Genomic DNA, 2,440 nt, shown 5'->3' with positions numbered 1-2,440 from the left:
AAAAAAAATCCCCCCATTTTTACGTTTTTCGAGTCAATAGGCGGAATTTTCCCGTCTATTTAGGCTATTTTTGATGATAATTCCTAAATAGGCGGAATTTTCCCGTCTTTTTATCAGATCGGGTGCTTAACCGGATCTCAAAACCGATAAGAGCGAGGCCAGGTACCGCGACTTCATGCTTCTCGTCTTTAACCTTCTCGACGGACCCGCTTGTGACCTCGAACCGATGGCTTCTTGAGCTGGACATTTCTCTAAGTCAAAACTTATGCTTTCTTATCTTTTAAAAAAATAGGAATTACTTTTTCAAATTAGGAGATGATAGGAAACGGTTCAACACTTACCAGAACCATCCAACCTTGGGATAATCTTGACATGAAGAAAAGAGGCGTTGACATGGAAAATCAGGAAACAAATATTGAACATGATGACACATTAACCAACCGGCAGGGTCATCCAATCACGAATAATCAAAACCTCAGAACTGTGGGTAATCGCGGTCCTAGTACGCTTGAGAATTATGACTTCATTGAAAAAATTAGTCACTTTGACCGAGAACGTATTCCCGAACGTGTCGTCCATGCCCGCGGAGCCGGTGCACATGGTTATTTCGAATCCTATGGTACGGTAGGGAATGACCCAGTTTCCAAGTATACTCGTGCCAAATTATTTCAGGAAAAAGGGAAGCAAACGCCGGTTTTTGTTCGTTTCTCCTCAGTCATTCACGGTGGCCATTCTCCAGAAACCCTACGCGATCCACGTGGATTTGCTGTTAAATTTTATACCGAAGATGGCAATTGGGATCTAGTCGGGAATAACCTGAAGATTTTCTTTATCCGTGACGCCGTAAAATTTCCCGATATGATTCATGCCTTTAAGCCTGATCCCATTACCAACTTGCAAGACAATGAGCGATTCTTTGATTTTTGTTCAAATTCTCCAGAAACCTTCCATATGGTCACCTTTGTCTATTCTCCATGGGGAATTCCAGCCAATTATCGAATGATGCAGGGCTCTGGGGTGAATACATATAAATGGGTTAATCAAGAAGGAAAGGCCGTTTTGGTGAAGTATCACTGGGAACCAAAGCAAGGTATAAAGAACCTAACTCAAAAGGAAGCAGAAGAAATTCAAGCAAAGAATTTTAATCATGCAACCCAAGATTTATATGATTCAATTGAACAGGGCGACTATCCAGAATGGGAGTTTCTTGTCCAAATTATGAGCGATGATGACCATCCTGAATTAGATTTTGACCCACTTGATGATACGAAATTATGGCCTGAGGATAAGTTCCCGTGGCTGCCTGTTGGGAAAATGGTCTTAAACAAAAATCCCGAGGATTATTTTGCTGAAGTTGAACAATCTGCCTTTGGTACTGGCGTGCTTGTGGATGGTCTGGATTTCTCTGATGATAAAATGCTGCAAGGACGGACGTTTTCCTATTCTGACACCCAGCGTTACCGTGTTGGTGCCAACTACCTGCAGCTTCCGATTAATGCCCCTAAAAAACGAGTAGCAACCAATCAACGCGGCGGACAGATGCAGTATAAGGTGGATCTTGCACCTGATCAAAATCCCCATATCAATTATGAACCGTCGATCCTTGGGGGATTAAAGGAAGCTGTACAAACGGGTAAAGAATACACTCCTAACGTGGAAGGCAATCTCGTCCGCCAATCGATTGACCGAACAAGTAATACGAAGCAAGCCGGTGAAACTTATCGGCAATTTGATCAGTGGGAAAAAGATGAACTACTTGCTAATCTAATTGCGGGTTTAGCCCCTTGTGATTCACGTATTCAGGAAAAAATGATTGCACTCGCTACAGTGGCAGATGAGGAATACGGTCGACTCCTTAGAGAAGGATTAGCAGCAGCACCTACGGATGGCTCCAGCCAGAAACCACTGGGTAACCGTGACGGTGATCAAGCACCTGAGACAGCAATAGAAAAGGGGCATGACGCTGATCCGTATTGATTCATATTTGCTTAGATAATGCAAAGAACTCGAATTCAATTGAAATCGGGTTCTTTCTATATTTTTGATAGATATTATGAGGGGATTTCGGGTGTCTGGCAGAGAAGGTCAATTTAAGAACTTTCTACTTTTACTTTTTCAGCCTTTCTCGTTTAAAAAGTAGATGTAGATCCCTTCTACTTCTACTTCTACTTCTACTTCTACTTTTCTAGCTTTTCTCATTCCGAAAGTAGACCTAGACTCATATAAATGAGCATAACAAAAAGAACAACCCTTGTGGATTGTCCTTCTTGTTGCCTGGCAACGTCCTACTCTCACAGGGGCGCATGCCCCAACTACCATCGGCGCTGAGAAGCTTAACTTCCGTGTTCGGTATGGGAACGGGTGTGACCTTCTCGCCATTGCTACCAGACTATTTTATTAGAGAGATCGTTCTCTCAAAACTAGATAATACAGAAGAAAG

At 42.6% G+C, this 2,440-nt stretch carries 1 protein-coding gene and 1 rRNA gene; one reads left to right on the top strand and one right to left on the bottom strand.

The features are described 5' to 3' along the window. The first annotated feature begins 393 nt into the window (after nucleotides 1-393). A complete protein-coding gene (locus TY15_RS22850; protein WP_096911859.1) occupies nucleotides 394-1,977 on the top strand; it encodes a catalase in 1,584 nt (527 codons plus the stop codon). A gap of 295 nt (nucleotides 1,978-2,272) precedes the next feature. On the opposite strand, the gene rrf is transcribed toward TY15_RS22850, so the two are convergent. Continuing rightward, nucleotides 2,273-2,389: ribosomal RNA gene (gene rrf / locus TY15_RS22845) — 5S ribosomal RNA — on the bottom strand. Nucleotides 2,390-2,440: the final 51 nt, after the last annotated feature.

Source organism: Neobacillus jeddahensis (assembly GCF_000612625.1).
Lineage (GTDB): Bacteria > Bacillota > Bacilli > Bacillales > Cytobacillaceae > Neobacillus > Neobacillus jeddahensis.
Note: the sequence above shows the minus strand (reverse complement) of the source record. Positions and strands in the feature narration are given on the sequence as shown.